The following is a 26,257-nucleotide window of genomic DNA, read 5'->3' on the forward strand; positions in this document are numbered from 1 at the left end:
GCGCTATCCCGGGTTTGCCTCAGGCGTCACACTCCGGGCGGTCACCAGCGCAAGCATGAAGGCCAGCACCAGCAGCCCTGCTGACAGGAAGATCGCCAGGCCAGGCATGTCGAAAGCCTCATGCCGGATTGACCAGGCGAAGACCGTGCCGAACAGAAACGGCCCCAGGATCGAGGCGATACCCATGAGGCTCTGGTTGGCGCCCTGAAGTTGGCCCTGCTCGTGGGGCGCCACGCTGCGGGTCATCAAGCCCTGGAGGCCGGGCATCAGGAACCCTGTGAAGGCAAAGACCGGCACGGCCAGCAGGTACATCGTCCCGGTGGGCGCCCAGCCGTACCAGATGAAGCCCAACACGCCCGCCGCGGCTCCGAGGAGCACGGCGTTGCGCTCTCCGATCCGTCTGACGACGGGCGCGATCAGCAGGCTCTGCACGATCACGCCCGCAATGCCCGTCGCCAGGAACGTGTAGCCCAGGGTCGAGGTTGTCCACCCGTAGCGATAGCCCGCATAGAGGACGAAAATTGACGGCAGGACCGTGTGGGAAAACTGGAACAGGAAGCCCACCCCCGCCAGCCCCAGGAGCCCGGGCTTTGACCTGAGCAGCTTCAGCGACCCCAGGGGGTTGGCCTTGGCCCAGTTGAAGGTGGTGGCGCGCCGCTCCGGCGGCAGGCTCTCGGGCAGTACGAAGTAACCGTAGAGCCAGTTGATGGACGTCAGCGCCGCAGCGGCCAGAAATGGAACCCTCAGATCAATTTCACCCAGCGTCCCACCAATAGCGGGACCGAAGATGAACCCGAAGGAGAAAGCCGAACTCATCCAGCCGAACGTCTTGGCGCGATCCTCTGGCGCCGTGACATCGGCCAGGTAAGCGTTGGCGGTCGAGAAGCTGGCGGCCGTCAAGCCGTTCAGAATCCGCCCCAGGAACAACCACCATAGGCCCGGCGCGAAGGCCATGAACAGGAAGTCCACCGCCAGACCGAACAATGAGATCAGCAGCACCGGCCGGCGTCCCCATCGATCGGACATCAGACCCAGGATCGGCCCGCAGACAAACTGCATCAGCCCCCAGGTGACGCCGAACAGCACACCCCACTCGGAAGCCGCCGCCGTATCCCCACCCGTGAACTCCTTCACCAGATTGGGCAGGATCGGGATCATGATGCCGAACGAGATGGAGTTCATCAGGGCAAGGGCAAAGATGAAGCCGAAGCCCGCCTGGCGACCAGGTTTCCGAGCCGTGGAGGCCGATGGATCGTCCGTCATGGTGTCTCCCCCGCGGCCCTTCTGAAACACATCCCGGATGGGCACAACCGTGTCAGTCGACCCGACTGCCCAGCGCCCGGATCTGCGCGGCGTCGGCGTCTGCGACATTGAACCTGACGATGAAGGTTTCGAGCTCGGGATCCGCAGTCATAACCCGAGCGTGCCCAAAATCAGATCAAGGCGCCAGCGCCGGGCCGAGGCGCCGAAGACGGCCCTCGTTGGGCTGCGCCGGCGCGCCGACCAGCCGGGCCAACAGTGGATAGACATCCACAATCTCGAACCGGCCCAGATTCACACCCCGACGAAACGCCGGACCTTTGGCCACGAAAATCGCCGTCATGTCGGGTTCAGAGGGGTCGAAACCGTGGGCGCCCTTCTCGGGTCTGGCCGGGCGAAAGTCCCGCGTGCTCAACGTCCATCCGGCATCCGGCAGGCAGACGATCGGCGCCACGCGCGGGTTCCGGCCATATCTGAATCTGGCCGGCATATCCCGGCTGGCCCAACAGGTCGCGTGGGGATGGCGCCGCACCATGGCGCGGGACACCTCTGCCTCTCGTCCCGCAACCGGCACAACCGTCACGAACGCACCGCCGGACAGTACGCGAAAGGCTGAACGGTCGATCAGATCATCAAGATTGGCACGGCGGTCCGGGGAAACCGCCGTCATGCCGTGATCCGCCACCACGATCACGTTCGCGGCCAGACCCCTTGCCTTCAGGCCTGCCATGAACCGCCCCAGCGCGGCGTCGACCTCGCCCAGAGCGGCGTTGGTCTCGGGCGCGTCCAGCCCGAAGTTGTGACCTGCCGTATCGACCACGTCGAAATAGAGCGTGACAAACCCCGGTCGCCGATCCCGCGGCAGGTCCAGCCAGGCCAGAACCTGATCCGCCCGGGCCGTCGACGGCATCGCCTGATTGAACGGCATCACATAGGATGGACGGCCGCCCCTGATTTCCGCCTCGGAGCCGGGCCAGAACATCGTGCCGGTCTTTATCCCCGCGCGCTCTGCGGTAACCCAGATCGGCTCAGCGCCACCCCACCAGCGTCCGTCACGAACCGCTGAGGCGTTGCTCATCCGGAAGGTGACCCCCGGCATGGCGGGGTCCTCCATCTTATTGTCGACCACGCCGTGCTGATCTGGATAGAGACCGGTGACAAGGGTGTAGTGGTTGGGGAACGTCTTGACGGGGAATGCCGGGCGCATTGAGCCTCGCGCGCCGTCCGCCGCCATTCCGGAAAGCACGGGCGTCACACCCCGGTCCAGATAGTCGGCCCGGAATCCATCGATAGAGATCAGCACCGTCACCGGTCGCGGCGACGTCGCCACGGAGGCCGTCGTGGCGCAGGCCGCGAGCAACAGGAACATCCAGCCAAACTGAACCAAGCGAAGCATAGGTTAGGTTTAGCCGCACTCCATGACAGGCGTGCAAATCAAAAACCCCGGAAGCACGCTTCCGGGGTTTGTCAGATCAGTGATGGGTCTGAAATCTACGCGTCGCCACCGAAGCCGGCCTCGGCGGTCGGGCCGCTATCCTTGCCCTTTTCGGACGGATCACGGTCGACAAGTTCGATCACGGCCATGGCCGCGTTGTCGCCGTGACGGAAGCCGGCTTTCAGCACCCGAATGTAGCCGCCGTTACGCTCCGCGTAGCGCGGACCCAGAACGGCGAACAGCTTGCCCACCTGTTCCACGTCGCGCACCTGGCTGATGGCCTGCCGGCGTGCATGCAGATCACCGCGCTTACCGAGCGTAATCAGCTTCTCGACGAAGGGGCGAAGCTCCTTGGCTTTCGGCAGGGTGGTGACGATCTGCTCGTGCTTGATCAGGCTCGCCGACATGTTCGCGAACATGGCCGTGCGGTGGGCGGATGTACGCCCCAGTTTGCGGTGGGCTTTACCGTGACGCATCTCATATCTCCCGGGCCACCTGGACCCATGGGACGCCCCCGATATTCCGGAAAACGCCCTGCCTAACCAAGTCCCAGCCTGCTCCTGCCTGGGTCAATACGAACCGCCGGGGTCCTCCACCGCTATTGCGGCTTCAACAGACCCAGGCCGCATGATGCGGCCCGGAACCGGCGAGAAAGCTTCCTACATCTGGTCTTCGAACTTCTTCGCCAGCTCTTCGATGTTCTCGGGCGGCCAGTTAGGCACGTCCATGCCGAGGTGGAGCCCCATCCCGGCGAGAACTTCCTTGATCTCGTTCAGTGACTTGCGTCCGAAGTTCGGGGTGCGGAGCATCTCCGCCTCGGTCTTCTGGATCAGGTCGCCGATGTAGACGATGTTGTCGTTCTTCAGGCAGTTGGCCGAACGGACGGAGAGCTCGAGTTCGTCCACCTTCTTCAGCAGCGCCGGGTTGAACGGCAATTCCGGCTTGGCCTCGCCTTCGACCTTCTTCTTCGGCTCTTCGAAGGTGATGAAGATCTGAAGCTGATCCTGAAGGATACGCGCAGCGTAGGCCACAGCGTCCACCGGGCTTACCGCGCCGTTGGTTTCCAGATCCATGATCAGCTTGTCATAGTCGAGGCTCTGTCCCTGACGGGTCGGCTCAACGCGATAGGCCACACGGCGCACCGGAGAATAGAGTGCATCCACGGCGATCAGACCGATCGGTGCGTCCTCCGGGCGGTTCATCTCGGCGGGGACGTAGCCCTTGCCGGTCTGGACCGTAAACTCCATGCGGACCTGCGCGCCCTCGTCCAGCGTGCACAGCACGTGGTCGGGGTTGAGGATCTCGATATCCGACGGCGCATCAATCTGGCCGGCCGTCACGGCGCCCGGGCCGTTGGCGCGCAGCGTCATCCGCTTCGGACCCTCGGCGTGCATGCGCAGCGCCAGTTGCTTGATGTTGAGCACGATGTCGACCACGTCTTCCCGCACGCCTTCCAGCGAGGAGAACTCGTGGACCACGCCGTCGATCTGCACCGCGGTCACAGCCGCGCCTTGCAGCGAGGAGAGAAGCACGCGCCGCAGGCTATTGCCCAGGGTCACGCCGAACCCGCGCTCGAGTGGTTCGGCCACCAGACGCGCCTTGCGGGCAGCATCAGCGCCGAGCTCGATTTGCGGCTTCTCGGGACGGATAAGCTCGTTCCAGTTTCTTTCGATCACGTGTGTCCCTCGAGAACGCAGGATCGCCGGCCGCATTACCGCGAACCGGCGTCAGGGATTGTAGTTCGGACGACTAGACGCGCCGGCGCTTGGGCGGGCGGCAGCCGTTGTGCGGGATGGGGGTCACATCCCGGATAGTAGTGATCGTCATGCCCACCGATTGCAGAGCCCGCAGCGCGGATTCACGACCTGAGCCGGGGCCCGAGACGTTGACTTCCAGCGTGCGCACACCGTGCTCGGCGGCCTTACGACCGGCGTCCTCGGCCGCCATCTGGGCGGCATAGGGCGTCGACTTACGCGACCCCTTGAAACCCATCAGGCCGGCGCTGGACCAGGAGATCGCGTTCCCCTGAGCGTCGGTGATGGTGATCATCGTGTTGTTGAACGAGGCGTTCACATGCGCCACGCCCGACGTAATGTTCTTTCGCTCGCGACGTTTGACGCGCGCCGGTTCCTTGGCCATCGGAGATACGCTCTCTTACTTCTTCTTGCCGGCGATCGGCTTGGCGGGGCCCTTGCGGGTGCGGGCGTTGGTGTGTGTGCGCTGACCGCGAACCGGCAGGCCCTTACGGTGACGCAGGCCGCGATAGCAGGCCAGATCCATCAGCCGCTTGATATTGACCGAGGTGTCGCGACGCAGGTCGCCCTCGACCATATAATCGCGGTCAATGGTCTCGCGGATTTGCAGGACTTCCTGGTCCGACAGTTGGTTGACGCGACGCGCGTCATCGATGCCGACCTTGGCGACGATCTCACGGGCTTTCGCCTGACCGATGCCATGAATATACTGCAGCGCGATCACAACGCGCTTGTTTGTAGGTATGTTAACGCCAGCAATACGAGCCACGTGGGTAGTTCTCCTGATCACGCAAGAGAAGCGCGAACGGCGCGACGACCCCAGAAGCCCGAAGGCATAGGCCGACACGTCCCTCGCGCTCTTTCGCGGAAGCGCTCCGTTATAGGGATCGGCGCGTCTCCGTCAATGGCGGAAACAGCCAAATGTGAACGAAATGCACCACCCGCGGACCCATGGGGCCCCGTGCGTGTGCAGGACCTGCCGACGCTGTGCGCCGCAGGTGCCAAAGGAAAGCATGAGTTCAAGCGAATCGCAATCACCGAAGAGAACGGCTCGAATCAGCTGTCCAGCGCGCCATCGATTGCAGCAGCGACGTTGTCGATTGCGCCCATCCCGTCCAACTCAACCAGCTTGCCCTGAGCCTTGTAATACGGCAGCAGCGGCGCGGTCTGTTGGTTATAGGCGTTGAGCCGCACGACGAAGCTTTCCGGATTGTCGTCGGGACGGCCCGATTCGGCGAAGCGGCCGGCGATGCGGGCCTTCAATGCGTCGTCATCCACTTTCAACCGAAGCACCAGGTCGATCTTGCGTCCACGACCAGCCAGCATCCGGTCCAGCGCCTCCGCCTGAGGAAGCGTACGGGGAAAGCCGTCGAAGATCGCGCCACCGGCCGCCTCCGCCTCTGGCAGGCGTTGCTCTATGAGTTCAATCACGATGGCGTCGGAGACCAGTTCACCGCGCTCCATGATGCCGGATACCCGCTGGCCCAGTTCAGAGCCCGAAGCGATGGCCGCGCGCAGCATGTCGCCGGTTGACAGCTGAACCATATTGCGGCGCTCGACCAGACGCTTGGCCTGGGTGCCCTTCCCCGCTGCAGGCGGCCCGAACAGAATCAGGTTCATCGGTTTGCTCCCCATCGCGACGCTCTTGATGGCGCCGTCCCGCAACGTCACCCAAGAGTTGGGCTTCAGCGGCGCCCGCCCCTCAACTTCGACTTCTTGATCAGTCCCTCATACTGGTGCGCCAGTAGGTGCGACTGGATCTGTGCCACGGTGTCCATCGTTACGCTGACCACGATCAGCAGAGACGTACCGCCCATGTAGAACTGGATATTCATGAAACCGATCATGGCTTCGGGCAACAGGCAGACCAGGGTGATGTAGGCTGCGCCAATCACCGTCAGTCGCGTCAGCACAAAATCGAGATACTCCGCCGTGCGCTTGCCGGGACGAATGCCAGGCAGGAAGCCGCCGTACTTGCGAAGATTCTCAGCCGTATCATCGGGATTGAACACCACGGAGGTGTAGAAGAAGCAGAAGAAGACGATCAGCGCGCCGTACAGCACCATGAACAGCGGCTGGCCGTGTTGAAGCTGCCCGACCATCCCTGGCATCCACTGCAGCCATTCCGGCAGATCCGCCGTCGCGGCAAAACCCATGACGGTGGCCGGGAGCAACAGGAGCGACGAGGCGAAAATCGGCGGGATCACGCCCGAGGTGTTGATCTTCAGCGGCAGGAACGAGGTATCGCCACCCACCATCCGGTTGCCCTGCTGGCGCTTTGGATACTGCACCAGCAAACGGCGCTGCGAGCGCTCCATGAAGACGATAGCGACCGTCACAACGACCACCAGCACAACGATCAGGAACAGAGCGCCCACGTTCATGGCGCCGGTCCGGGTCAGTTCCAGGGACTGAAAAACATACTGCGGCAGGACCGCTACGATACCGGCGAAGATGATCAGCGAGATGCCGTTGCCGACACCCCGGCTGGTGATCTGTTCGCCCAGCCACATCAGGAACATAGTGCCGCCGGTGAGCGTCACGACCGTTGCGACGATGAAGAACAGGCCGGGATTTTCCACCAGGCCCGGGCTCTGCGACAAGCTGACGGCGATACCGAAGCTCTGCATCACGGCCAGCACCACGGTAAGATAGCGGGTGTATTGGTTAAGCGTCTTCCGCCCAGCCTCCCCGCCCTCCTTGCGTAGCTTTTCCCACGGCGGATAGACCGAGCCCATCAGCTGGACGATGATCGAGGCCGATATGTAGGGCATTACGTTCAGGGCGAAGATGGCCATGCGCTCCACGGCGCCGCCGGAGAACATGTTGAACATGCCAAGGATGCCCTTGGCCTGGCCCGAAAACGCGGCCTGGAAGGCCACCGGGTCGATACCCGGGATCGGGATGTAGGTGCCCAGGCGATAGACGACCATCGCCATCAGCGTGAACCAGATGCGCTTGTGAAGCTCGGTGGCCTTCGCGAAGGACCCGAAATTCATGTTTGCGGCGAGCTGTTCTGCGGCCGAAGCCATTCAGCAATTCCCCTGGCATCTGAAGCGCCGGGACGGGATGAATGTCCGCCCTCGCCGCTCACAACGCTTCGATCCTGCGGACCGTAAGCCTTCTTGAGACGATCAGATAAGGTGCGTCGGGCCCGATAGCGAGCCCGCCCCCACTTTACCTAGGCCGCGGCCTCTTCAACAGCTTCCACCTTGGTGGTGGTAAGCGTGCCGCCAGCCTTTTCTACAGCAGCGCGAGCAGCCGCAGTAGCAGAATAGACCGTCAGGGTAAGCTTTGAAGTCAACTCGCCCTTGGCCAGCAGCTTTACGCCGTCTTTGACGCGGCGAATGACGCCGGCCTTCACCAGGACGTCAGCGTCGATGGGGGCCTTGCCGTCGAGTTTGCCAGCGGCGATCGCCTGCTCCAGCCGCCACAGGTTGACCTCGGCGAAGTCCAGACGATTGCGATTGGTGAAGCCGCGCTTGGGCATGCGCATGTGCAGCGGCATCTGGCCGCCTTCGAAGCCATGGATGGACACGCCCGAGCGCGCCTTCTGGCCCTTCACACCACGACCGGCGGTCTTGCCCTTGCCCGAACCCGGGCCACGGCCGACGCGCATACGGTTTTTGGTGGAGCCCTCGCGCGGGGCGAGATCGTTCAGTTTTGTCATGTGCCTCTCCTTGGAGATCTGGCGCCGGAAACGTTTCCGACTCGGCTTGAAAGAAGTTGGCCCTCAAAGGCCGATGGGCCCCGCCGGGCCCGGATCATGGAGGCTAGCCCTCCACAACCTCCAGCAGGTGCGCGACCTTGGCCACCATGCCGCGAACCGACGGGGTGTCTTCCAGGGTCGAGACGCGACCGACCTTGTTCAGGCCAAGCCCTGCCAGCGTCGCGCGCTGGTCCTTGGTACGGCGGATCGGGCTGCCGGTCTGACGAACGGTGATCTGGGCCATGTTACTAACCTTCCACATCCGCGGCCTGAGCCGCAGCGGCGTCGGCGCGGCGACCCAGAACGTCCGAGACTTTCTTGCCGCGCTTCGCCGCAATCTGGCGAGGCGAGGATTGGGCCTTCAGGGCTTCAAAGGTGGCGCGCACCATATTGTAGGGATTGGACGAGCCGACCGACTTGCCGACCACGTCCTGGACGCCCAAGGTTTCCAGAACCGCGCGCATCGGACCGCCGGCGATGACGCCGGTACCCGGAGGCGCCGAACGGACCATTACCTTGCCTGCGCCCCAACGGCCGTTGCCGTCGTGATGCAGGGTCCGGCTTTCGCGGAGCGGAACCCGGATCATCGTCTTCTTGGCTTCTTCGGTCGCCTTGCGGATAGCTTCCGGCACTTCGCGAGCCTTGCCATGCCCGTAACCGACGCGGCCCTTCTGATCGCCCACCACCATCAAGGCGGCGAACGAGAAGCGACGGCCACCTTTGACGGTCGCGGCGACACGGTTGATATGCACCAGCTTCTCGACGATGTCGCTGTCGCGCTCTTCTTCTTGGCGATTGCGACCGCCGCCACGCTGTTCGTCTCTGCGAGCCATGATCTTTTCCTTAGAAATTCAGGCCGGCTTCGCGCGCGGCGTCGGCCACGGCCTTGACCCGGCCATGGTAGAGATAGCCGCCACGATCGAAAACGACGTCCTTGACGCCCTTTTCCATCGCACGTTGCGCCACAAGAGCGCCGACGCGCGCGGCGGCGTCCTTGTCGGAACCCTTGGCCTTGTCCGCCTTGCCGCCTTCCAGCGACGAGGCCGCCGCCAGGGTCACACCCTGAACGTCGTCAATAACCTGGGCATAGATGTTCTTCGCCGAACGGAAGATCGACAGACGCGGACGCCCGTTAGCCACCTTCTTGAGGCGGTTACGAACGCGCGACGCGCGGCGGAGTGTGGAGTCACGAGGAGAGAGCGCCATAGCCTACTTCTTCTTGCCTTCCTTGCGACGCACCGTCTCGCCTTGATAGCGGACGCCCTTGCCCTTGTAGGGCTCCGGCGGACGGATGCGGCGAATCTGTGCGGCGATCTCGCCAACGACCTGCTTGTCGATGCCCGAGATCTTGACTTCAGTCTGCTTCGGCACGGCGAACGTGACGCCGTTCGGCGCCTGGATGTCCACGTCGTGGCTGAAGCCAAGCTGCATGGAGAGCGCAGTGCCCTTCATCGCAGCACGATAGCCGACGCCAACCAGTTCAAGCGTACGCTCGAACCCTTCGGTGACGCCGTGGACCATGTTGGCCACCAGGGTACGGGAGAGACCCCACATCGCCTGAGCGCGCGTGGTGTCCTGGCGCTTGGAGAGGGTGAGTTCCCCGCCTTCCTGCCTGACCTCGATTTCTTCGGCGACCGTCCACGAAAGCTCCCCCCTGGCGCCCTTCACGGTAACTGTCTGCCCGTCAATGGTCACCGTGACCCCGGCGGGGACGGCGACTGCCTTCTTTCCAATACGCGACATCTTAGTAGACCCGGCAGAGGACTTCGCCGCCCACGTTCGCGTCCCGCGCGGCCGTGTCCGACATAACGCCCTTCGGCGTCGACAGGATCGAGATCCCGAGCCCGTTCTTGACGGGCTTCAGATCCTTGATCGACGAATAGACGCGGCGACCGGGCTTGGAGATACGAGCGATTTCCACGATGACAGGCGCGCCATCGAAGTACTTCAGCTCAACCTCGAACTCCGGGAACGCGCCTGGCTTCTGCACCAGTTGGTAGCCGCGGATGTAGCCCTCATCGGCCAGCACATCGAGGAGGCGCGCGCGCATCTTCGAGGCCGGTGTAAGGACTTTCGAGCGGCCGCGAGCGGCTGCGTTCTTGATGCGGGCGATGAGATCGCCGATGGGATCATTGACCATCTGGAACCTCCCTTACCAGCTCGACTTGACGAGGCCGGGGATCAGACCCGCGGACCCAAGGTCACGCAGCGAAATCCGGCTCATACGAAGCTTGCGATAATAGCCGCGCGGGCGGCCGGTGACTTCGCAACGGTTGCGAATCCGCGTCTTTGACGAGTTGCGCGGGAGCTCGGCCAGCTTGAGGCGGGCGTCGAAACGCTCCTCCAGCGGCAGGTTCTCGTCGTTGGCGATCTTCTTCAAGGCCACACGCTTTGCAGCGTATTGCTTGACCAGACCCTTGACCCGCTCATTGCGGTTGACGGCGCTTTTCTTGGCCATGTGCTTTTCCTTCCCGCCGCTATTGCTGCTGCTGAACGAACGGGAACTGGAATTCCTTGAGAAGCGCGCGGGCTTCGTCATCGGTCTTCGCAGTGGTGGTGACGATGATGTCCATGCCCCAGATCTGGTCGATCTGGTCGTAGTTGATCTCCGGGAACACGATGTGCTCCTTCAGACCCATGGCGTAGTTGCCGCGGCCATCAAAGGACGTGGGCTTCAAACCCCGGAAGTCCTTCACGCGTGGCAAAGCGATGGTGATCAGGCGATCGAGGAACTCGTACATCTGATCCTTGCGGAGCGTGACCTTGCAACCCACCGTCATGCCTTCGCGCAGCTTGAAGCCGGCGATGGACGTACGGGCCTTGGTCGCGATCGGCTTCTGTCCGGCGATCCTCGCCAGGTCGCCCATCGCCGAGTTGATCTTCTTTGAGTCCGCGACGGCCTCGCCCACGCCCATGTTGATGACGATCTTGTCCAGCTTGGGGATCTGCATCTCGTTGGTGTAGCCGAACTGCTCCTTCATCGCCGCGCGGATACGCTGGCGATACTCGGACTTCAGCCGCGGTTCATAAGCTTGCTCAGCCATGGATCACCTCGCCGGTCGTCTTGGCGACGCGGACCTTCTTGTCGCCGTCCACGCGGAAGCCGACGCGGGTGGCCTTGCCGTTGGAATCGACGATCGCCACGTTCGACAGGTGGAGCGACGCTTCCTTGTGCTTGATGCCCCCTTGCGGATCAGCCTGCGAAGGACGGGTGTGACGCTGAACCATGTTCAGGCCTTCCACAACGACGCGGTTATCCTTGGGCAGGATCTTCAGGACAGCGCCCTGGCGGCCCTTATCCTTGCCCGTGAGGACCACGACGCGGTCCCCCTTCTTGATCTTGGCTGCCATTACAGCACCTCAGGGGCGAGCGAGATAATCTTCATGTGGTTCTTGGCGCGCAGTTCGCGGGGAACCGGGCCAAAAATCCGCGTGCCGATCGGCTCGGATTGCTTGTTGACGATCACGGCCGCGTTCTTGTCGAAGCGGATGACCGATCCATCCTTGCGCTTGATGGCCGAGCTGGTCCGAACGACGATGGCTTGCAGCACATCACCCTTCTTCACGCGGCCGCGCGGGATCGCCTCCTTTACAGAGACGACGATCTTGTCACCGACGCCGGCATAACGGCGCTTTGCGCCGCCCAGCACCTTGATGCACATGACCCGGCGGGCGCCAGAATTGTCAGCGACGTCCAGGTTAGTTTGCATCTGGATCATAGGGGTCGATCCTTACGCTTGGGCCGCGCCGCCGACAGGCAGCACTTCCCAGGTTTTCGTCTTTGATTTCGGTGCGCATTCAACAATGCGAACCTTTTCTCCGACCTTGCAGGCATTGGCTTCGTCATGGGCGTGGTACTTCTTCGACCGACGGACGGTCTTCTTCAGCACCGGATGCAGGAAGGTCCGCTCGACCTTCACCACAATCGTCTTGTCGCCCTTATCGGAGACGACTTCGCCCTCTAGAATTCGTTTCGGCATCTGTCGTCGCTCCTCAGGCCTGAGCCTGCTTGCCGCGCAGGACCGTCTTGATGCGCGCGATATCCTTGCGCACCTGGTCCACGCGGTGGGTCTTTTCGATCTGGCCGGTCGCCTTCTGGAAGCGCAGGTTGAACTGCTCCTTCTTCAGGGAAACGAGTTGGTCGGCCAGTTGATCGGGGGTGAGCCCCCGGACTTCATCAATCTTCATCACGCATGCTCCGCGGTGGGGGCGTCGATGCGGGTCACGATGCGGGTGCGCACGGGAAGCTTGGCCGCGCCGAGGCGCAGGGCTTCACGGGCCACATCATCCGGCACGCCGTCAATTTCGAACATGATCCGGCCAGGGTGAACGCGGGCCGCCCAATAATCGACGGCGCCCTTGCCCTTGCCCATCCGGACTTCGGCCGGCTTCCCGGTGACGGGCACGTCCGGATAGATCCGGATCCACACCCGACCCTGACGCTTCATCTGACGCGTGATAGCGCGGCGAGCCGCTTCGATCTGACGCGCCGTGATGCGCTCGGGCTCCACTGTCTTCAGGCCGTAGGACCCGAAATTCAGCGTAAAGCCGCCCTTAGCCAGGCCGTGGATACGGCCCTTGAACTGCTTGCGGTACTTGGTTTTCTTTGGAGACAGCATCGCAGATCCTTAGGCGTTCGCCGGTTCGCGACGGTCGCGGCGCGGACGGTCAGGACGATCGCCACGTTCACGGCCACCGCCTTCACCAGCCGGACCGCTTTCGCTGGCCAGACGCTTGTCAAGGGCCATCGGGTCGTGGTCGAGCACCTCGCCCTTGAAGACCCACACCTTCACACCGATGATCCCGTAGGTCGTCCTGGCCTCGGTGATCCCGTAGTCGATGTCGGCCCGCAGGGTGTGACGCGGCACGCGACCCTCGTGGTATGACTCCGAACGGGCGATTTCCGCGCCGCCCAGACGACCCGAGACCTCGATGCGCATGCCCTTGGCGCCCAGACGCATGCCGCTCTGCAGCGAACGCTTCATGGCGCGGCGGAACGCGATCCGGCGCTCCAGCTGCTGGGCGATGTTCTCGGCGATCAGCTGAGCGTCGGTTTCCGGCTTGCGGATCTCGACGATGTTCAGGTGGACTTCGCCGCCGGTGATGGCGACCACGTCCGAACGCAGCTTCTCAATGTCCGCACCCTTCTTGCCGATGATCACGCCAGGGCGCGCGGCATAGATGGTGATGCGGCACTTCTTGTGCGGACGCTCGATGATGATGCGCGACACCCCGGCCTGATACAGCCGCTTCTTCAGCTGCCGGCGGACCTTGATGTCTTCGTGAAGCAGGCGCCCATACTCGGGACCGTCGGCGAACCAGCGGCTGTCCCAGGTGCGGTTGATGCCGAGGCGAAGCCCGACGGGATTGATCTTCTGACCCATTAGGCGGCCTCACCCACTTCGCGGACCACGATCGTGATCTCGCTGAACGGTTTCTCGACGCGCGACGCACGACCGCGGGCGCGGGCATGGAAGCGCTTCATTACGAGGTTCTTGCCCACGAAGGCCTCGGCGACGACGAGACTGTCGATATCGAGGTTGTGGTTATTCTCGGCATTAGAGATCGCCGAGTACAGCGCCTTGCGGACGTCGCCCGCGATACGCTTGTGGCTGAACTCGAGCTCGTTGAGGGCGCGTTGCACCTTCAGACCCCGGATCGACTGGGCCACGAGGTTGAGCTTGCGGGGGCTGATGCGGATCGTCCGCACCTTTGCCACCGCTTCGGCGGCCGTAAACCGGCGAGCCTTGGCTTGCTTGCTCATCTCTACTTCCTCTTGGCCTTCTTGTCGGCCGCGTGGCCAGGGAAGAAGCGGGTCGGCGCAAACTCACCGAGCTTCATGCCGACCATGTCTTCCGAGACGAGCACGGGAACGTGCTTCTGACCGTTGTGAACGCCAAACGTCAGGCCCACGAACTGGGGCATGATCGTCGAACGACGCGACCAGGTCTTGATCACATCCTTGCGGCCGGAGCTTTGGACGGTTTCGGCCTTCTTGAGCAGGTATCCGTCAACAAACGGACCCTTCCAGACTGAACGGGTCATGGCTTAGCGAGCCTTCCGTGCGTGACGCGAGCGGATGATGAACTTGTCCGTCGCCTTGTTCTTGCGGGTCTTGCGGCCCTTGGTCGGCTTGCCCCAGGGGGTAACCGGGTGGCGACCGCCCGAGGTGCGGCCTTCACCGCCGCCATGCGGGTGGTCGATCGGGTTCATGGCCACGCCGCGAACGTGGGGCCGACGACCCATGTGACGCGAACGGCCGGCCTTGCCGAGGTTCTCGTTCATGTGGTCAGGGTTGGAAACCGCGCCGACAGTAGCGATGCAGCTGTCCTGGACCATCCGCAGCTCGCCCGAGTTCAGGCGGATCTGGGCGTAGCCGGCGTCACGTCCGACGAGTTGGGCATAGCCGCCGGCGGAGCGTGCAATCTGCCCGCCCTTGCCCGGCTTCATCTCCACATTGTGGATGATGGTGCCGATCGGCATGCCGCGCAGCGGCATCGCGTTGCCTGGCTTCACGTCGGCCTTTTCGGCCGCGATCACCTGATCGCCAACCTTCAGGCGTTGCGGGGCCAGAATGTAGCTGAGCTCGCCGTCGTCATACTTCACCAAGGCGATGAAGGCGGAACGGTTCGGGTCGTACTCGAGACGCTCGACGGTCGCAGCCACGTCGAACTTGCGACGCTTGAAGTCCACGACGCGATAGAGGCGCTTGGCGCCGCCGCCGCGGAACCGGACCGCGATGCGACCGTTGCCGCCACGGCCGCCGGACTTGGTCAGGCCCTGCACGAGCGACTTTTCGGGGCCGCCCTTGTGTAGCTCGGAACGGTCCACCAGCACCAGCTGGCGGCGACCCGGCGACGTCGGATTGAAGTGTTTCAAGGCCATCGGATCAGAGCCCCGTCGTAATGTCGATCGACTGGCCTTCAGCCAGCGTCACGATCGCTTTCTTGACGTCGGCGCGACGGCCGATGATGCCACGGAAACGCTTGGTCTTGCCCTTCACGTTGATCGTGTTGACCTTCGTGACGTTGACCTTGAACAGCGCTTCGACTGCGGCGGCGATTTCGTCCTTGCTGGCGTCACCGGCCACGCGGAACACGACCTTGTTCTGCTCGGAAAGCAGAGTGGCCTTTTCCGTGATGATCGGCGCCAGAATGGTGTCGTAGTGACGGACGGTGGGTTCGACGGCCATTACGCGGCCTCCTCAGGCTGGAAGCGCGCCTGGATCGCCTGAACCGCATCCGTGGTCAGGACCAGGGTGCGACGGCGCAGCACGTCATAGACGTTCAGGCCAGCATTCGGCAGCACGTCGACGTTCGGAATGTTCCGGGCGGCGAGCTTGAAGTTGGTATCGACGTCAACGCCGGCGATGACGAGGGCGTGGGTGATGCCGATCTTGCCCAGTTGGTCGCGAAGCGCGGCCGTCTTGGGATCCTTCAGCGCCACATTGTCGACGATGATCAGCGAACCATCGCGAGCCTTGGACGACAGCGCATGGCGCAGCGCGAGGGCGCGGACCTTCTTCGGCAGATCAAAGGCGTGGCTGCGGACAACCGGGCCGTGGGCCCGGGCGCCGCCGACGAACTGCGCCGCCCGGCGCGAGCCGTGACGGGCGCCGCCGGTGCCCTTTTGCTTGTACATCTTCTTCGAGGTGCGGGAGACCTCGTTGCGGACCTGCACCTTGTGCGTGCCAGCGCGACGCTTGGCGAGTTGCCAGGTGACGCAGCGCTGCAGGATATCGGCTCGGATCTCTTCGATGCCGAAGATATCGTCAGGAAGCTCGATCGAGCCGCCCTTCCCGCCGTCCAGTTTGATGACGTCGAGTTTCATTACGCTTCATCCCCAGCTGCGGGCGCTTCAGCCGGCGCATCGGCGACCGACGCGGTGTCGGCTACAGCTTCCACCGCCGCAGGCTGGCCGCTCTTGCGGAAGGCGCCCGGAAGAGGCGCATCGGCATGGCGGGCGGATTTGATGGCGTCGCGCACCTTGACATAGGTCCCCTCAGTGCCGGGCACAGCGCCCTTCACCAGGATCAGACCGCGCTCGATATCAACACGCCAGACGGTGACATTAAGGGTGGTGACGACTTCCTGGCCGAGGTGGCCGGCCATCTTCTTGCCCTTGAAGGTACGACCCGGATCCTGCCGCTGACCGGTGGAACCGTGCGAGCGGTGAGAGACCGAAACACCGTGCGTGGCGCGAAGCCCGCCGAAGTTCCAGCGCTTCATGGCGCCAGCGAAACCCTTGCCGACCGTCATTGCGGTGACGTCGATCTTCTGGCCGGGGACGAAATGGTCGGCGGTGATTTCCGCGCCGACGTCGATGAGGTTTTCCTCGGAGACCCGGAACTCCACCAGACGGTGCTTCGGCTCAACTTCGCCCTTGGCGAAGTGACCGCGCATGGCCTTGGAGGTGTTCTTGGGCTTCTTGGAGCCCGCGCCCAACTGGAGGGCGACGTAGCCGTCCCGTTCCTGGGTGCGCTGGGAGACGACCTGACAGCCCTCGAGGCTTAGGACGGTCACCGGTACGTGGGTCCCGGCTTCATCGAAGAAGCGGGCCATACCGAGTTTCTTGGCAAGTACGCCGGTTCGCATCAGATCAATCCCCTTAGAGCTTGATCTCGACGTCCACGCCGGCGGACAGGTCGAGCTTCATGAGCGCGTCCACAGTCTGCGGGGTGGGGTCGACGATATCGAGCACGCGCTTGTGCGTGCGGATCTCGAACTGCTCGCGCGACTTCTTATCGATGTGCGGCGAACGGTTGACGGTGAATTTTTCAATACGCGTCGGCAGCGGGATCGGCCCACGCACGGCCGCGCCGGTTCTCTTGGCCGTGTTCACGATCTCGCGTGTGGAATGGTCCAGCACGCGGTGATCGAAGGCCTTGAGCCGAATGCGGATGTTCTGACGATCCATATCGCTCTTACATTTCCTTACAGACGGCGGCCCGCCCGCGTGATCTCGACCATTTCAAAGACCAGCCCGAACTCGAAGAAGAGTCCGTACGCGAAAGTCCGCACAAACGAATTAGGCCCACGCGAACCCGCGAGGGCCAGTCCCAAAACGCTCAGTTGAGCACTGTCTCAGGTCGTTCTGCGGGCCGCGTCTGCATTCCAAATCACTACGGAAGGCACAGCCGGTCCAACAGGAGGCGCGGTATTACCGGCGCGACTCGGTTCCGTCAAGGGGCAGAGCGGCGATGACCGGCCCGCCCTGTGGATTGCGTCACTACTGTCCGACACGAACCTTGCCTGAGCCCATGATGGAGCGGGAGATCTCACCCTTGACCGCGTTGACGTGCACGCTGCCTGAGCCGGCTATGCGGGCGCGCACGCTGTCTGCAGCGCCCCGGAACTCGACATCCCCGGAACCGGCGATGGAAACGTTCATGGTAGTGGCTCGACCGCCTCCAATCATGACATCGCCGGAGCCGGCCACATTGATCTCGAGCGGGCCGTTGATGGATGACACCAGGGTGGATCCGGAGCCTGCGATGTCAATGTCGAGGCCGCCCTTCACCGCCGCCGCCGCAACATCGCCGGAGCCGGCGGCGCGCACGCGAAGGGACCCGCTTGTGCCCATCCGGCTGTCGCCGGAACCCGCCTGATTGATCCGTGCGGCGCCATCAACGTTGGCGATTGTCCAGTCCCCGCAGCCGGCATTGTCTAGGTTGAGCGTGCCAGACCGGCCGACCACGCCGAACACCGCGCCGCCAGCCTCCAACTTCACGTCGCGGGGGGTTCGGATGACCACCTGGGTGATCTCGCTCCAGGCAAGGTTACGCCCGCCCCGGAGGTTCACAACGACGTTTTCGCCGCGTCCACGGCAGGACCCGATCCGTCGGTTCAGATTGCCGTCAAGAATCGTGCGGTCGCCCAGGGTGCGGATGGTGAGCGGCGTGGCAGCGTTGGCGCGCGTGACCTCCACCTTGATGTCGCTACGGGCCTCAGGGATCACAGTGACCCGCGCCACGGCGTCCTTGATCTCCAGTGTCGCGGCATTGGCCGCGCCGCCCGCAAGCGCCAGGGCAACAGCCAGATATCCGGCGTGCATTCGCATCAATGTCTCCTGAAGACCGTTGTGCGGAGAACCTATGCGGCGCCGCCCGTATTCACAGCTTAATTCGCGGTCATGAAAAAGGCCGCCGGGGTTTCCCCTGGCGGCCCTTGTCTGGATCCCCGCCTGCGCGGGGATGACCCGGAGCGCCCAGCGGCGCTCCCGATCACTTGATGATCTTGCTCACCACGCCGGAGCCGACCGTACGGCCTCCCTCACGGATGGCGAAGCGCAGACCCGGATCCATCGCGATCGGCGTGATCAGTTCCACCAGGAGCTCCGTGTTGTCCCCCGGCATGACCATCTCCACGCCTTCCTTCAGCTTGATGATCCCCGTCACGTCCGTCGTGCGGAAATAGAACTGCGGACGATAGTTGGTGAAGAACGGCGTGTGACGGCCACCCTCCTCCTTCGTCAGGATGTAGGCCTCCGCCATGAACTCCGTGTGCGGCGTGATCGAACCCGGCTTGCAGAGCACCTGGCCCCGCTCCACGTCCTCACGCTTGGTGCCGCGCAGCAGCACACCCACGTTGTCACCCGCCTGACCCTGGTCCAGCAGCTTGCGGAACATCTCAACGCCCGTGCAGGTCGTCTTCTGAACGTCGCGGATACCGACGATCTCAACTTCCTCACCGACCTTCACAATCCCCTTCTCGATACGACCCGTCACCACCGTGCCGCGACCCGAGATCGAGAACACATCTTCCACCGGCATCAGGAACGGCAGATCCAGCGGACGCGCCGGCTGCGGAATGTACTCATCCACCGACGCCATCAGCGCCAGGATCGACTCCTCACCGATCTTCGGATCACCACCATCCAGCGCAACCTTCGCCGAACCCTTGGTGATCGGAATGTCGTCTCCCGGGAACTCATAGGAGCTGAGGAGCTCGCGCACCTCCATCTCCACCAGCTCCAGCAACTCCTCGTCATCAACAAGGTCCACCTTGTTCATGTAAACCACCAGCGCCGGCACGCCCACCTGACGCGCCAGCAGAATGTGCTCCCGCGTCTGCGGCATCGGACCATCCGCCGCACTAACCACCAGGATCGCGCCATCCATCTGCGCCGCACCCGTGATCATGTTCTTCACGTAGTCCGCGTGCCCCGGGCAATCCACGTGCGCGTAGTGACGGTTCGCCGTCTCATACTCCACGTGCGCCGTGTTGATCGTGATCCCGCGCGCCTTCTCCTCCGGCGCCGCATCAATGTCCGCGTAGGCCATCGCCTTCGCGCCACCCGCCTTCGCCAGCGTCATCGTAATCGCCGCCGTCAACGTCGTCTTCCCATGGTCAACGTGACCAATCGTTCCAATGTTGCAATGCGGCTTGGTACGTTCGAATTTCTCTTTGGCCATCGGGATCCTGCGGGCGTTGTGCGGTCAAGCGGTGAAAGACGTTGGAGCGGGTAGCGGGAATCGAACCCGCATATTCAGCTTGGAAGGCTGCTGCACTACCATTGTGCTATACCCGCCAGATAGGCTGGGCGTCGCCGCCCAAATCTCCTCAAGTTCAGGCTCGTACGCGTGGTGGGGGAAGTAGGACTCGAACCTACGAAGCCATTACAGCAGGGGATTTACAGTCCCCCCCCTTTGCCACTCGGGACATTCCCCCAGCGCGCGCGAGCCGTTCCGGGACCTTTCAGAAAAGGCTTCCGCCAAAGGACCCGAGGGGCTTAAAGCGGCCCGTCTCACAGTCCAGAAGCGGTCGCCCTTGCGGCGGGTCCCAAATCGGAGCGCGTCTTATAGTGGCCTCGAACTCCGAACGCAACGACGCCCGAAAGGGCCGGAAATTCCGGCCGCAGGGCCGCCCGGGCGGGCGCCCGCCAGCCGCGTCAGATGACTGGATCTGGGGCTGGCACGCTGTGGAGGCGGCCCTTGCAAACCCGCATCGCGGCGAACCACTGCACCTGCTGGCCACACCCGAACGCACCAAACAGATCCGGGCGGCCTTCGGCCAGATCGCTGCACTGGAAACCGTGGACAATCACGCTGTCGGCCAGAAGCTGCCACAGGGCGCCGTGCATCAGGGCGTGGCCCTGCGCCCTGCCCCGCTAGAGGACGTAGACCTTGCCGAGTTTGAGGCTCGTCCCGGTGCAGTGATCCTGATGCTGGATCAGGTCACCGACCCCCAGAACGTCGGCGCCATCTTGCGCTCCGCCGCTGCGTTCGGGGCGACCGGGGTGGTGCTGCAGGATCGCAACGCGCCCAAGCTCTCTGGCGCGCTGGCCAAGGCCGCCGCCGGCGCGGTGGATCGGGTGCGGGTCGCACGCGTGGTCAATCTGTCGCGGGCGCTGGAGGAACTGGCCCAGGGCGGCTGGCGCGCGGTAGGTCTTGATGGCGACGCGGAGCGGGGTTTGCACGAAGTGCTGGACGGGGCAGCCACCGTGCTTGTGCTTGGCTCGGAAGGCGATGGCATTCGTCGGCTCGTCGCCGAGCACTGCGACGAACTGGCCAGGATCAGCATGCCTGGCGGCTTCGAGAGCCTGAACGTCTCGGCAGCCGCGGCGATCTCGCTCTATGAGGCGTCGCGATTACGGCGCTAGGGGCCTTACACAGCCAACCCTGGCGCGCAGCCCCTCCCCTGTTTCACCTAGCGATCACCTGCACGGTTGCAGCCTTTCGCGCCGTGACGCATTGAAGGGCTGATGTTTGCAGATCTTCTGAGCCCCGCCGCCCTGTCCGCCCTTTTCCAGGTGCTGATGATCGACCTCGTTCTGGCCGGCGACAACGCCGTCGCCGTGGGTCTGGCGGCCGGCGGCCTGCCCGAAGCCCAGCGCAAGAAGGCGATTATCTGGGGCCTGGCCGCAGCGGTCATCATCCGGATCGGCTTTGCCCTGATAACGACCCAGCTGCTGGGGGTTATAGGCCTCCTGTTCGCGGGCGGGGTGCTGTTGCTCTGGGTCTGCTGGAAGATGTGGCGCGAGCTGCATGAGCAGGGCGTTGCCGACGAAGTCGCCGCCGCCGCTGCGATGGACGACGACCCCACCACGGTTCCGCAGGTCAAACCCGCAAAGTCCTTCCGCGCCGCCTTCACCCAGATCCTCATCGCCGACATTTCCATGTCGCTGGACAACGTGTTGGCGGTGGCCGGCGCCGCCCGCGAACACCCGGGGATCCTTGTGTTCGGCCTGCTGATGTCAATCGCGTTAATGGGCGTAGCCGCGAGCTGGATCGCCAACCTGCTGCATCGCTATCGCTGGATCGGCTTCGTCGGCCTGATCATCGTGCTCTACGTGGCGCTGCACATGATGTGGCAGGGACATCAGCAGGTGGTCGACGATCTTGGCTACACCGCTGAGTACAATGCGGTGATGCCGGACTTCCTGGACATCAAGCCCGCCGCGCCGGCCGCGCCCTAAGCCAGCGCTGTACCGCGTCCGCCCGGACCATAGGGCCTAAAACGACCCCTCTGCCTTGTAGCCGGGCTGGTCTATGGCGATCTGGTTACGGGCCATCACCGTCAAGGCGGCCAGCAAGCCGGGCGTTTCCACGGTCAGTTCGCCTGATAGTATCCGCGCGCAGAGCTCAGTGTTCAGTTCGGCGTGGGCGCCCGTCCGGCCCAGCACCTCACCCATCAGCCGGACAGCCTCGACCTCGGCGGCGGGACCCTGGGTGATCTCGCGGCCAATCGTGGCCATGGCGTTGGCGGCGACGCGGGCCAGGAAGGCGTTGCGGGGGTCAAGACTGGGCCGGATCTGCTCGATCCAGAGCGCCACCGACTGGGCCAGTTCCTCGGTGCGGGGATGGGTGATCACAGACCTTGCTCCAGCAGGACGACCAGATCGGCCTCGGTTTCGGAGACGCGGCGGCCTATCATTGGCCGCTCGACCGACTTCTCGGCGCCGTCGCGCCAGCTCAGATACATGGTCAGGCACATGACGCCCCAGCGCAGCGAGCCCAGCATCTGCCAGAATCGGACGCGACTGAGGTCTATGGGACGACCGCCCGCCGCCGCGTAGCCAGCCAGCAGGTCCGCATAGTCGCCGAAGCCGCCCACCGGGCGGTCGGGCCGCCCGAAGCGCCAGGAGTTGGTGCAGATCCAGCCCATGTCTTCGGCCGGATCACCGATGTGGGCCAACTCCCAGTCGAGGACAGCCGCTACGCCACGTTCGGGGTCGAACATGATGTTGCCATTGCGGAAATCGCCGTGCAGCAAAACCGGTTCCACCGGCTCCGGCTGATGCTTGCGCAGGTACTGGAAAGCCAGTTCCAGGATCGGCCGCTCGGCGCCGGTGGCGCGATAGACCTCCTCGTAGCGGTCCAGTTCGAAGGCGGCGTCGACCGTCTTGAGCTTCAGGCCCGGCGGCGGGGGCGTGGCGTGGATCGGCGCCAGCGCGGCGCCGCACTGGCGCGCCAGCACCGGGCGGATAGCGTCGAAGCGCGCATCACTGGTGATCCGCTTGCCAAGGGTTTCGCCGTCGACCCGCACCATCACATAGGCCTCGCCCAGCCCGTCGGCCTCATCACAGAGGTGGCGGACCTGGGGGACGACGGCGCCGTTGGCGCCCGTCGCGCGGATGAGGGCGGCCTCGGTCGCAAGGCTGATAGAGCGCGCAGTTTCCTCGTCGAACGGCGCACTCCGACGCCGCAGGATCAGGCGCTCCGGCCCCTCCCGTCCCTCGACCCCGAAGGCCCAGGTTTCCATGCTGGCGCCGCCCGAAAGCCGCTGGGCTTCGGTAAGCGTGGCCCCCGCCCCGCCCAACCGCTGAGCCAGGCGCGCCAGCTGCGCGCGAACATCCAATTCCATGACCCGACGGAACCTCTGGCTTGATCTAGTCTCAATCTGATCTGGCGGGCGAATGGTCGGCTTGTAAACGCCTCCCCAACGTCAAGTCCGCCCCTGCAAGAGGAATACGCCATGGACTTCGACCTGCCCAAGGACCTCGTGGACTATCTGGCCGTACTGGACCGGTTCATCGAGGACAAGATCAAGCCGCTTCAGGCGCAGGACGACAACGAGCGGTTCTTCGACCACCGCCGCGAGCACGCCCGCACCGACTGGGACAACCAGGGCCTGCCCCGCAAGGACTGGGAAGAGCTGCTGGCCAAGGCGCGCAAGCTGGCCGACGAGGCCGGACACCTGCGCTACGCCTGGCCCCCGGAGATGGGCGGCAAGGGCGGCACCCAGCTGGCCATGGCGGTGATCCGCGAGCATCTGGCCGCCAAGGGGCTGGGCCTGTTCAACGACCTGCAGACCGAACACTCGATCGTCGGCAACAACCCCTTCATCCTGATGTTCAAGGAGTTCGCCACCAACGCCCAGTACGAGCGCGACGCCGACAAGCTGCTGGGCGGAAAGATGCGCACGGGCTTTGGCCTGACCGAGCCCAACCACGGCTCGGACGCCACCTTCATGGAAACCACCGGCGTCCCGCACGAAAAGGACGGCAAGCCCGGCTGGCTGATCAACGGTGAAAAAATGTGGACGACGGGCATGCACGTCGCCACCCACGTGATGGTCTTCGCCCGCACGTCCGGCAAGGACGGCGACGCCACGGGCATCACCTGCTTCATCGTGCCGGCCGACACCCCCGGGGTGAAGATCGAAGAGTATATGTGGACGTTCAACATGCCCACGGACCATCCGCGGGTCAGCTTCACCAACGTCTGGATCCCGGAGGACAGCTACTGGGGCCAGATCGACCGGGGTCTGGGGCTGGGCCAGAGCTTCGTCCACCAGAACCGTATCCGCCAGGCCGCCTCGTCGCTGGGCGCGGCGCAGTTCTGCATCAATGAGGCGGTCAAGTACGCGCGCAAGCGCAAGCCATTCGGCAAACCCCTGTCCGACAACCAGGCTATCCAGTGGCCGTTGGTGGAACTCCAGACCCAGTGCGAGATGCTGCGCCTGCTGATCCGCAAGACCGCTTGGCAGATGGACAAGATGGATCACAAGGAGATCGAGCGCACGATCTCCGACAAGGTTTCGATGTGCAACTACTGGGGCAACCGGCTGGTCTGCGAGGCTTCGGACCGGGCGATGCAGGTGCATGGCGGCATGGGATATTCCCGCCACACGCCCTTCGAGCACATCTACCGCCACCACCGCCGCTACCGGATCACCGAGGGCTCGGAAGAGATCCAGATCCGCAAGGTGGCCGCCTATCTGTTCGGCTATCTCGGTCCCAAGCGGGAAGAGTTCAAGGAACTCAACGCCGCGGAAAAGGCGGCGAAACAGGAATACGTCCAGCCGATCCCGCCCAGACCCTGAACCTCACCTCCCCCCGCGTGGCGGCGAGAGTAAAGAGGATCAGGCGGCGGCTTCCCGCGCGCCATACCTCGCGTCGAACACGCGCGGCAGGCTGTCGGGCAGGCCCAGCAGGGGCCCGGAGGACAGCAGGAGCACCACTTCGTCGCCCTTCAGCCGACTGAGCGCGGCGGTGGCGGCGTCAGCCGTTTCGACGCCTTCTACTGTGATGCCCGTGGCCGCTACACGCGCCAGGATCTCCCCGAAACTCGACTGGCTATGGCTGGTCTCGCCGTGGTGGGGCGGCGGGACGATCAGGACGCGGGCGGCGCCTTCAAACACCGTGTCATACCACTGCAGCGCATCGCGCGAGCGCCAGGAGAAGGTGTGGGGCTCGAACACCACCGTCAGCGGCCGGTCGGGATAGTGCAGCAGCATGGCCTCAATGGCCGAGCGGGCCTTTTCGTAGGATGAGCCGAAGCCTTCGATCACCGGCACGGCCGAGCGGGTGGTGAGCCGGTCGAGACGACGGCGGATGCCGGCAAAGCTGGCCACGGCGCGGGTCAGGGCCTCCTCCCCCACCAGCCCGCGCTCCAGTACATAGCCGCAGACGCCGACGATGTTCTCGATGTTGTGGGCACCCAGCAGGCTCGTAGCCAGCGCCACGCGCCGTCCGCCGGGCCCCACCAGGGTGAAACGCGAGACATCGCCGAAGCGGATGTCTTCCGCATGCCAGCCGTCGCAGGGGTCGGTGTCGTACCAGACGATCCGGCAGGCCGCCTCGCCGGCGACGGCGCGGATCGGGTCGCTGGCCCGGGCCATCAGCAGGCCGTCCGCCGGGATCAGACGCAGCAGATCGCGAAACGGCGCCTTGTATTCGGCGAAGGTGGGAAACACGTTCACGTGGTCGTGGACCAGGCTGGTCAGCAGCACGTCGCGGGGATGGTAGAGCACGAACTTGGATCGGCGGTCGGTGGGCCCGACGATGTATTCATCGCCCTCCAGCACGACCTCGGCGGCGGCGCCCCAGTGGCCGGTGTCAGGCAGTGAGGGTGAGATCGCCCCGATCATCCAGCCCGCGTCGACCCCCGCCTCGCGCAGGATGTGGGCCATCAGGGCTGAGCACGTCGACTTGCCGAAGGATCCGGCCACCACAATGTTCTGGCGGGTTGCGGTTGCCTCGCCCACCAGTTCCGGAAAGGTAGTGATGCGGATACCACGCCGCCGGGCTGCCTGGACCTCGATATTGGCCTCGCCACCCAGCTTGGCGCTGGCGCCCAGCACCAGCAGGTCCAGGTCGTCATCAAGATTGGCCGGATCGAAGGCCCAGCTGATTCGGAAGCCCAGCCCCTCCACATAGGTGGACATGGGCGGGAAGACGTCGGCGTCGGAGCCGCTGACCATGTGGCCGGCTTCGCGCATCATCAGCGCCGCTGCCGCCATGCCCGCGCCCGCTATGCCGGTGAAATGGATGCGCATGCGGCCAGCTCCTTCGCGATCTCAGGGCTGTTGATCGACCGATCCGCCCCGCGCGTCCAGAGCCGGCAGCTGGCGTTAACCTGCCCTTAATCATGAAAGCCGAGTCTGCCGTTGTCTTCTGTGAAGACACCCCATCATCACCAACTTGATTTTGGCCCGGCGTTCGCGTCGGGCTCTTTTTTGAGAGCGGAGACAGGCCATGCGACGGCTTGCGCGCTCCGGCGCGGCAGCGTATAGCCCCGCCCCTCGACGGCCTGATCCCGGATAGCTCAGCTGGTAGAGCAGTCGGCTGTTAACCGACTTGTCGCAGGTTCGAGTCCTGCTCCGGGAGCCATCGAGACCATTCCGATCATGTGGAATGCACCGTCCTGGCCGGGCC

At 64.1% G+C, this 26,257-nt stretch carries 37 protein-coding genes and 3 tRNA genes; 4 read left to right on the top strand and 36 right to left on the bottom strand.

Annotated features, from left to right (window positions below; all coding sequences use genetic code 11):
* Window positions 1-3 precede the first annotated feature (3 nt).
* The 33 genes from ACIQ3B_RS09605 to ACIQ3B_RS09765 form a co-directional block, all read right to left on the bottom strand.
* A complete protein-coding gene (locus ACIQ3B_RS09605) occupies window positions 4-1,263 on the bottom strand; it encodes a TCR/Tet family MFS transporter (RefSeq protein ID WP_397401967.1) in 1,260 nt (419 codons plus the stop codon).
* A 175-nt stretch (window positions 1,264-1,438) separates the two neighbouring features.
* Window positions 1,439-2,656 carry an ectonucleotide pyrophosphatase/phosphodiesterase gene (locus ACIQ3B_RS09610; RefSeq protein WP_397401969.1) on the bottom strand — a complete coding sequence of 406 codons (1,218 nt, stop codon included), beginning with the start codon at window positions 2,654-2,656 and terminating at the stop codon, window positions 1,439-1,441.
* A 95-nt stretch (window positions 2,657-2,751) separates the two neighbouring features.
* Window positions 2,752-3,171 carry a 50S ribosomal protein L17 gene (rplQ, locus tag ACIQ3B_RS09615; protein ID WP_397401971.1) on the bottom strand — a complete coding sequence of 140 codons (420 nt, stop codon included), beginning with the start codon at window positions 3,169-3,171 and terminating at the stop codon, window positions 2,752-2,754.
* A gap of 183 nt (window positions 3,172-3,354) precedes the next feature.
* Complete coding sequence (locus tag ACIQ3B_RS09620; protein ID WP_397401973.1) at window positions 3,355-4,371, bottom strand: DNA-directed RNA polymerase subunit alpha; 1,017 nt, start codon at window positions 4,369-4,371, stop codon at window positions 3,355-3,357.
* Between the two features lie 73 nt (window positions 4,372-4,444).
* Window positions 4,445-4,834 carry a 30S ribosomal protein S11 gene (gene rpsK, locus ACIQ3B_RS09625; protein ID WP_397401975.1) on the bottom strand — a complete coding sequence of 130 codons (390 nt, stop codon included), beginning with the start codon at window positions 4,832-4,834 and terminating at the stop codon, window positions 4,445-4,447.
* A gap of 15 nt (window positions 4,835-4,849) precedes the next feature.
* Complete coding sequence (rpsM, locus tag ACIQ3B_RS09630; RefSeq protein ID WP_397401977.1) at window positions 4,850-5,218, bottom strand: 30S ribosomal protein S13; 369 nt, start codon at window positions 5,216-5,218, stop codon at window positions 4,850-4,852.
* A 287-nt stretch (window positions 5,219-5,505) separates the two neighbouring features.
* Window positions 5,506-6,069: an adenylate kinase gene (locus ACIQ3B_RS09635; protein WP_397401979.1), complete on the bottom strand. Its 564-nt coding sequence runs from the start codon at window positions 6,067-6,069 to the stop codon at window positions 5,506-5,508.
* 65 nt (window positions 6,070-6,134) lie between these two features.
* On the bottom strand, window positions 6,135-7,481 hold the full coding sequence (gene secY / locus ACIQ3B_RS09640) for a preprotein translocase subunit SecY (RefSeq protein ID WP_397401981.1): 1,347 nt from the start codon (window positions 7,479-7,481) through the stop codon (window positions 6,135-6,137).
* Window positions 7,482-7,630: 149 nt separating this feature from the next.
* Window positions 7,631-8,119 (bottom strand): 50S ribosomal protein L15, encoded by a 489-nt coding sequence (rplO, locus tag ACIQ3B_RS09645; RefSeq protein WP_397401983.1) that lies wholly within the window; start codon window positions 8,117-8,119, stop codon window positions 7,631-7,633.
* Window positions 8,120-8,222: 103 nt separating this feature from the next.
* Window positions 8,223-8,402: a 50S ribosomal protein L30 gene (gene rpmD / locus ACIQ3B_RS09650; protein ID WP_397401985.1), complete on the bottom strand. Its 180-nt coding sequence runs from the start codon at window positions 8,400-8,402 to the stop codon at window positions 8,223-8,225.
* A gap of 4 nt (window positions 8,403-8,406) precedes the next feature.
* Entirely contained in the window at window positions 8,407-8,991 is a 585-nt protein-coding gene (rpsE, locus tag ACIQ3B_RS09655) for a 30S ribosomal protein S5 (RefSeq protein ID WP_397401987.1), read from the bottom strand.
* A 10-nt stretch (window positions 8,992-9,001) separates the two neighbouring features.
* The gene (gene rplR, locus ACIQ3B_RS09660) at window positions 9,002-9,364 is read right to left on the bottom strand and encodes a 50S ribosomal protein L18 (RefSeq protein ID WP_397401989.1); all 363 of its coding nucleotides are present in this window, start codon (window positions 9,362-9,364) and stop codon (window positions 9,002-9,004) included.
* Between the two features lie 3 nt (window positions 9,365-9,367).
* Window positions 9,368-9,901: a 50S ribosomal protein L6 gene (gene rplF, locus ACIQ3B_RS09665; RefSeq protein WP_397401991.1), complete on the bottom strand. Its 534-nt coding sequence runs from the start codon at window positions 9,899-9,901 to the stop codon at window positions 9,368-9,370.
* 1 nt (window position 9,902) lies between these two features.
* Entirely contained in the window at window positions 9,903-10,298 is a 396-nt protein-coding gene (gene rpsH / locus ACIQ3B_RS09670) for a 30S ribosomal protein S8 (protein ID WP_397401993.1), read from the bottom strand.
* A gap of 12 nt (window positions 10,299-10,310) precedes the next feature.
* Window positions 10,311-10,616, bottom strand: coding sequence for a 30S ribosomal protein S14 (gene rpsN / locus ACIQ3B_RS09675; protein WP_397401995.1), 306 nt, complete (start codon window positions 10,614-10,616; stop codon window positions 10,311-10,313).
* 19 nt (window positions 10,617-10,635) lie between these two features.
* Window positions 10,636-11,202 (bottom strand): 50S ribosomal protein L5, encoded by a 567-nt coding sequence (rplE, locus tag ACIQ3B_RS09680; protein ID WP_397401997.1) that lies wholly within the window; start codon window positions 11,200-11,202, stop codon window positions 10,636-10,638.
* Complete coding sequence (gene rplX / locus ACIQ3B_RS09685; RefSeq protein WP_397401999.1) at window positions 11,195-11,509, bottom strand: 50S ribosomal protein L24; 315 nt, start codon at window positions 11,507-11,509, stop codon at window positions 11,195-11,197. The genes rplE and rplX overlap by 8 nt, the downstream gene beginning before the upstream one ends.
* Window positions 11,509-11,877 carry a 50S ribosomal protein L14 gene (rplN, locus tag ACIQ3B_RS09690; protein ID WP_293353406.1) on the bottom strand — a complete coding sequence of 123 codons (369 nt, stop codon included), beginning with the start codon at window positions 11,875-11,877 and terminating at the stop codon, window positions 11,509-11,511. The genes rplX and rplN overlap by 1 nt, the downstream gene beginning before the upstream one ends.
* 12 nt (window positions 11,878-11,889) lie before the next feature.
* Window positions 11,890-12,138 (bottom strand): 30S ribosomal protein S17, encoded by a 249-nt coding sequence (gene rpsQ / locus ACIQ3B_RS09695; protein WP_397402001.1) that lies wholly within the window; start codon window positions 12,136-12,138, stop codon window positions 11,890-11,892.
* Window positions 12,139-12,151: 13 nt separating this feature from the next.
* The gene (gene rpmC / locus ACIQ3B_RS09700) at window positions 12,152-12,346 is read right to left on the bottom strand and encodes a 50S ribosomal protein L29 (protein ID WP_397402003.1); all 195 of its coding nucleotides are present in this window, start codon (window positions 12,344-12,346) and stop codon (window positions 12,152-12,154) included.
* Window positions 12,346-12,777, bottom strand: a complete 432-nt coding sequence (rplP, locus tag ACIQ3B_RS09705) for a 50S ribosomal protein L16 (RefSeq protein ID WP_397402005.1) — start codon at window positions 12,775-12,777, stop codon at window positions 12,346-12,348. The genes rpmC and rplP overlap by 1 nt, the downstream gene beginning before the upstream one ends.
* Before the next feature lie 9 nt (window positions 12,778-12,786).
* Window positions 12,787-13,542, bottom strand: coding sequence for a 30S ribosomal protein S3 (rpsC, locus tag ACIQ3B_RS09710; RefSeq protein ID WP_397402007.1), 756 nt, complete (start codon window positions 13,540-13,542; stop codon window positions 12,787-12,789).
* Entirely contained in the window at window positions 13,542-13,922 is a 381-nt protein-coding gene (gene rplV, locus ACIQ3B_RS09715; protein WP_397402009.1) for a 50S ribosomal protein L22, read from the bottom strand. Before rplV ends, rpsC begins: the two co-directional genes overlap by 1 nt.
* 2 nt (window positions 13,923-13,924) lie before the next feature.
* A complete protein-coding gene (gene rpsS, locus ACIQ3B_RS09720; protein WP_397402011.1) occupies window positions 13,925-14,203 on the bottom strand; it encodes a 30S ribosomal protein S19 in 279 nt (92 codons plus the stop codon).
* 3 nt (window positions 14,204-14,206) lie between these two features.
* The gene (gene rplB, locus ACIQ3B_RS09725; protein WP_397402013.1) at window positions 14,207-15,043 is read right to left on the bottom strand and encodes a 50S ribosomal protein L2; all 837 of its coding nucleotides are present in this window, start codon (window positions 15,041-15,043) and stop codon (window positions 14,207-14,209) included.
* Between the two features lie 4 nt (window positions 15,044-15,047).
* Entirely contained in the window at window positions 15,048-15,350 is a 303-nt protein-coding gene (locus ACIQ3B_RS09730) for a 50S ribosomal protein L23 (RefSeq protein ID WP_397402015.1), read from the bottom strand.
* On the bottom strand, window positions 15,350-15,988 hold the full coding sequence (gene rplD, locus ACIQ3B_RS09735; protein ID WP_397402017.1) for a 50S ribosomal protein L4: 639 nt from the start codon (window positions 15,986-15,988) through the stop codon (window positions 15,350-15,352). Before rplD ends, ACIQ3B_RS09730 begins: the two co-directional genes overlap by 1 nt.
* Window positions 15,988-16,752, bottom strand: a complete 765-nt coding sequence (gene rplC, locus ACIQ3B_RS09740; RefSeq protein ID WP_397402019.1) for a 50S ribosomal protein L3 — start codon at window positions 16,750-16,752, stop codon at window positions 15,988-15,990. Before rplC ends, rplD begins: the two co-directional genes overlap by 1 nt.
* Before the next feature lie 13 nt (window positions 16,753-16,765).
* A complete protein-coding gene (rpsJ, locus tag ACIQ3B_RS09745) occupies window positions 16,766-17,074 on the bottom strand; it encodes a 30S ribosomal protein S10 (RefSeq protein WP_397402021.1) in 309 nt (102 codons plus the stop codon).
* A gap of 312 nt (window positions 17,075-17,386) precedes the next feature.
* Window positions 17,387-18,217 carry a GIN domain-containing protein gene (locus ACIQ3B_RS09750; RefSeq protein WP_397402023.1) on the bottom strand — a complete coding sequence of 277 codons (831 nt, stop codon included), beginning with the start codon at window positions 18,215-18,217 and terminating at the stop codon, window positions 17,387-17,389.
* A gap of 163 nt (window positions 18,218-18,380) precedes the next feature.
* Window positions 18,381-19,571, bottom strand: coding sequence for an elongation factor Tu (tuf, locus tag ACIQ3B_RS09755; protein WP_397402025.1), 1,191 nt, complete (start codon window positions 19,569-19,571; stop codon window positions 18,381-18,383).
* Between the two features lie 42 nt (window positions 19,572-19,613).
* Window positions 19,614-19,687, bottom strand: a tRNA-Gly gene (locus ACIQ3B_RS09760).
* Window positions 19,688-19,740: 53 nt separating this feature from the next.
* Window positions 19,741-19,827, bottom strand: a tRNA-Tyr gene (locus ACIQ3B_RS09765).
* Between the two features lie 133 nt (window positions 19,828-19,960).
* Between ACIQ3B_RS09765 and rlmB the strand changes: the two genes are divergently transcribed.
* Together rlmB and ACIQ3B_RS09775 are read left to right on the top strand one after the other, a co-directional pair.
* A complete protein-coding gene (gene rlmB / locus ACIQ3B_RS09770; protein WP_397402027.1) occupies window positions 19,961-20,758 on the top strand; it encodes a 23S rRNA (guanosine(2251)-2'-O)-methyltransferase RlmB in 798 nt (265 codons plus the stop codon).
* Window positions 20,759-20,860: 102 nt separating this feature from the next.
* Window positions 20,861-21,574: a TerC family protein gene (locus ACIQ3B_RS09775; protein WP_397402029.1), complete on the top strand. Its 714-nt coding sequence runs from the start codon at window positions 20,861-20,863 to the stop codon at window positions 21,572-21,574.
* Window positions 21,575-21,610: 36 nt separating this feature from the next.
* On the opposite strand, the gene ACIQ3B_RS09780 is transcribed toward ACIQ3B_RS09775, so the two are convergent.
* Both ACIQ3B_RS09780 and ACIQ3B_RS09785 read right to left on the bottom strand, forming a co-directional pair.
* Entirely contained in the window at window positions 21,611-21,970 is a 360-nt protein-coding gene (locus ACIQ3B_RS09780; protein WP_397402030.1) for a DUF6285 domain-containing protein, read from the bottom strand.
* Window positions 21,967-22,962 carry a phosphotransferase family protein gene (locus tag ACIQ3B_RS09785; protein ID WP_397402032.1) on the bottom strand — a complete coding sequence of 332 codons (996 nt, stop codon included), beginning with the start codon at window positions 22,960-22,962 and terminating at the stop codon, window positions 21,967-21,969. The genes ACIQ3B_RS09780 and ACIQ3B_RS09785 overlap by 4 nt, the downstream gene beginning before the upstream one ends.
* A 111-nt stretch (window positions 22,963-23,073) precedes the next feature.
* On the opposite strand from ACIQ3B_RS09785, the gene ACIQ3B_RS09790 reads away from it, so the two are divergent.
* Window positions 23,074-24,423 carry an acyl-CoA dehydrogenase family protein gene (locus tag ACIQ3B_RS09790; RefSeq protein WP_397402034.1) on the top strand — a complete coding sequence of 450 codons (1,350 nt, stop codon included), beginning with the start codon at window positions 23,074-23,076 and terminating at the stop codon, window positions 24,421-24,423.
* Between the two features lie 39 nt (window positions 24,424-24,462).
* On the opposite strand, the gene ACIQ3B_RS09795 is transcribed toward ACIQ3B_RS09790, so the two are convergent.
* Complete coding sequence (locus ACIQ3B_RS09795) at window positions 24,463-25,878, bottom strand: Mur ligase family protein (RefSeq protein ID WP_397402036.1); 1,416 nt, start codon at window positions 25,876-25,878, stop codon at window positions 24,463-24,465.
* Between the two features lie 258 nt (window positions 25,879-26,136).
* Here ACIQ3B_RS09795 and ACIQ3B_RS09800 point away from each other — a divergent pair.
* A tRNA-Asn gene (locus ACIQ3B_RS09800) sits at window positions 26,137-26,212 on the top strand.
* The last annotated feature ends 45 nt before the right edge of the window (window positions 26,213-26,257 follow it).

It is taken from the genome of Phenylobacterium sp. (assembly GCF_044358365.1).
Taxonomy (GTDB): domain Bacteria; phylum Pseudomonadota; class Alphaproteobacteria; order Caulobacterales; family Caulobacteraceae; genus Phenylobacterium.